Below are 3065 nucleotides of genomic sequence, written 5' to 3' on the forward strand. Positions count from 1 at the left end.
AACTACGGCACTGTCTATGAAACCAATGTGCCCGGCGTGGGTGTGGCCGTCTGGTTCAGCGGGGCTGGATTTCCGATCGCATCCGAAGGTGAAACCAACCTGCCGCCACCTACGGCCTTCCTGCTCTCGCCGCTCCAGTCCTACGACGTGAGCCTGATCAAGATCGGCCCCATCAACGCAGGCAGCGTGACCGGTATCAGCCTGCCGCAGTTCGAGTACCGGATGACCGGGGCCAACCGCGACGTGCTGTTGTGGAGCGGTCGCGTACAGGGCAGCCTGAACATCGTCTCGCGCACCTGCAGCGCCAGCGACGTGCCGGTGGACMTGGGCGTGCACCAGATGAGCGAGATCCCTGCGGTCGGCTCCACCACGGGCTGGGTGAATGTGCCCGTGGAGCTGCGCAACTGCCCTGCGTTCTTCGGACGCTACCGCGGCCACCTGACCACCGGTACGGTGCAGACCGCGAACGGGCGGGTGGACAACCGAATCCGCTATCGTGTCGATCCGGTCACTGCTGTGGCCGACCGCACGCGATCGGTCATGGCGCTGCAGGATGACGGCGTCAACATGACCGCCACCGGCATCGGCATCCAGATTGGAACACAGGCGCAGGACTCGGTCGGCTTCAACACCATGCGCGATTCCGGCGTGGCCCTGACCGAGGTCAACAACGCGCAGTACACGATCATGCTGCGCGCACGCTACTACCGGCTTGCAGCTGCCGCATCCTCGGGGCAGGCCAATGGCGCGGCCACCATCACGCTGGAGTACAACTGACATGCGCGCCGTGCTGTTGCTGACCACGCTTGCTGCGCTGCTGCCAGTGCCATCGCATGCGGCCGACCTGACCCTGCGTTTCAGCGGCCGTTTCCAGCCGGGAACCTGCCAGTTCAGCGTCGCCGATGTCGACGTGGGTACCTTCGACGCGACGTACTTCACGGCGAATACGCAGTCTCCCATGGTCAGCTTCACGCTCAACCGCAGCAGCTGCGCCAGTGACCTGCGGGTGCTGCACGTGCGCATGGCGGGCACCGCCGACAGCAGCGACGCACGTTACTTCGCCATACCCACCACAGGCGGTGTGCGCGGCCTGGCGGTGTGGTTGTACACGCCCACCCAGCAGACCCTGGCGCCCAACCAGGCCGGCTTCGATTGGATTACCAATGGAACGCCGGCGGCCGGACACCTGCTCTACGCACGCCTGGTCCGCACCGGCACGGTGTCAGCAGGCACCATCAACACCCCCGTGACCGTACAGGTCACCTATAACTGAGGCGCATATGCATCGCACAGCTCTTTTCCTGGTGCTGGCCATGTTGGCGGCCAACGTGCGGGCGCAGGACACCCAGCCATTCACCGTGTCCGGCGAGATCCTGCCCGGCGCATGCCGGATCTCCTTCCCGGACGTGGACCTGGGCTCGCACCAGGCCAACGTCTTCACTGGCAGCCATGGCACCGCCTACGTTGATTTCAGCGGCACCGTCAGTGACTGCGATCCCTTGATCCTGCGCGTGGCCATGACCTTCGATGGCACCGCCGACAGTCACAACAGCGCGTTGTTCGAGGGTGTGCCCGGCGTGGGCATACAACTGGTACGCGTGGTGTCGTCGTTGAACATACCCCTTCCACCGGGTGGCAGCACCCAATACGTGACGGCGGACGGCGTCTACCCGTTCCGTGCGCGCCTGCTGCAATCGGCGATGCCGGTCTCCGTTGGACGCATCCAGCGGCCCATCACCGTTTCCCTGACCTACAACTGAGAGCTTCCATGCATCTTCCGATTCCAGGCCTGCTGCTCGCCGCCGTGCTGACGCTGTCCGGTGCAGCATCGGCGCAGACCGCCACCACCACCAATTTCAACGTCACCGGCACCATCCTGCCGGGCGTATGCCGCATTGCCGTGGCCGATGTCGACCTGGGAACCTATCAGGCCACCCAGTTCAGCGGTGCGTTCAGCACGCCGTTCCAGGCCGTCAACGTGGTGGTCAGCCAGTGCGATCCTCTGGTCGCGCGGGTGGGCCTGCACTTCAATGGCGTGGCCGACAGCAATGACGCAACGCTGTTCCAGGGCGTTGCCGGCATCGGCATCGAGCTGCAACGTACCAGCAGTGGGGCACGCATGCGGCCCGGCGGGTGGACCCAGATGGCGACGGCCGCCGGCACCCACGCCTTCCGCGCGCGCTTCGTGCAGAGCGCGGCGACGGTTTCTGCAGGCGCGGTGAGCCGCCCGATCACGGTCACGATGACCTACAACTGATTGCCCGGCGGACTGAACGGCAGGTCGTTCAGCCAGCGCCGCAGGCGCCATTTAGGCCCCGTCCGATTCGAGACGAGGCCGCTGCTTTCTAGCATTTCCCCGTAGACGCGGCATCGGCCGCCATTCAACCGCCCGACCAAGCAGGCGCATTGCCTACGGAGAACATCATGAACAGCATCTACCGGATTGTGTGGAACGCGGCCATCGGAAAGTGGGTGGTTGCTTCAGAGCTGGCCACCGGCCGCAGGAAGAAGGGTGGCAAGATTGCCGCACGCGGGCTGGCTGCGGCCAGCCTGCTGATGCTGGCCCTGCCGTCGTGGGCGGCCGAAGACAACAGCACTACGTGTGCCTTGGCGCAGGGCCAAGGGGGTGTGATCGATGTTGAGGGCCGCTGTGTGGCCACTGATGCCGATGCGAACGCAGATGCGGCAGCGCAGGCCCGCACCATTGGTGTACAGGCCGCGGTGGATGACCTGTATGTGAAGGTCAATGGCTCGGGTACGGCTGCCACGGCCGCAGGAGTGGGCGCGATCGCCATCGGCAACAACGCACGCGCCTTGGCCGATGCGGACGGCAACGCGAACAACGCCATTGCGATGGGCGCCAACGCCAGCACCCAGGGCAACAACGCAGTCGCCATCGGTATGGGTGCAAGTGCCAACAGCCAGAACGCGCAGGGCGCGGCAGGTTCGCTGGCCGTGGGTGCCAATGCCAGCGCCGGCGGCTGGAACAGCGTGGCCGTGGGCTACAACACCAATGCTGGCGGCACGCTGTTCCAGCCGCCGGCGCTGGCATTGGCACCCACGGC

At 65.6% G+C, this 3065-nt stretch carries 5 protein-coding genes; all 5 read left to right on the forward strand.

The features are described 5' to 3' along the window. Positions 1–777 (forward strand): fimbrial protein (locus AB4Y84_RS17780; RefSeq protein ID WP_442250570.1); only part of this gene is annotated, 777 nt, incomplete at its 5' end. A 1-nt stretch (position 778) separates the two neighbouring features. Further along, positions 779–1273: a fimbrial protein gene (locus AB4Y84_RS17785; RefSeq protein ID WP_363733414.1), complete on the forward strand. Its 495-nt coding sequence runs from the start codon at positions 779–781 to the stop codon at positions 1271–1273. Positions 1274–1280: 7 nt separating this feature from the next. Beyond that, the gene (locus tag AB4Y84_RS17790; protein ID WP_442243643.1) at positions 1281–1760 is read left to right on the forward strand and encodes a fimbrial protein; all 480 of its coding nucleotides are present in this window, start codon (positions 1281–1283) and stop codon (positions 1758–1760) included. A gap of 8 nt (positions 1761–1768) precedes the next feature. Further along, positions 1769–2257, forward strand: a complete 489-nt coding sequence (locus tag AB4Y84_RS17795) for a fimbrial protein (RefSeq protein ID WP_442243642.1) — start codon at positions 1769–1771, stop codon at positions 2255–2257. A gap of 167 nt (positions 2258–2424) precedes the next feature. Then, positions 2425–3065 (forward strand): ESPR-type extended signal peptide-containing protein (locus tag AB4Y84_RS17800; RefSeq protein ID WP_442250571.1); only part of this gene is annotated, 641 nt, incomplete at its 3' end.

The organism is Stenotrophomonas sp. 2YAF22, assembly GCF_052114665.1.
Classification (GTDB): Bacteria; Pseudomonadota; Gammaproteobacteria; order Xanthomonadales; family Xanthomonadaceae; genus Stenotrophomonas; species Stenotrophomonas indicatrix.

Bases quoted from the DNA above. Each gene is read 5' to 3' on its own strand.
- AB4Y84_RS17785 (WP_363733414.1), top strand. From the start codon at position 779: ATGCGCGCCGTGCTGTTGCTGACCACGCTTGCTGCGCTGCTGCCAGTG.
- AB4Y84_RS17790 (WP_442243643.1), top strand. From the start codon at position 1,281: ATGCATCGCACAGCTCTTTTCCTGGTGCTGGCCATGTTGGCGGCCAAC.
- AB4Y84_RS17795 (WP_442243642.1), top strand. From the start codon at position 1,769: ATGCATCTTCCGATTCCAGGCCTGCTGCTCGCCGCCGTGCTGACGCTG.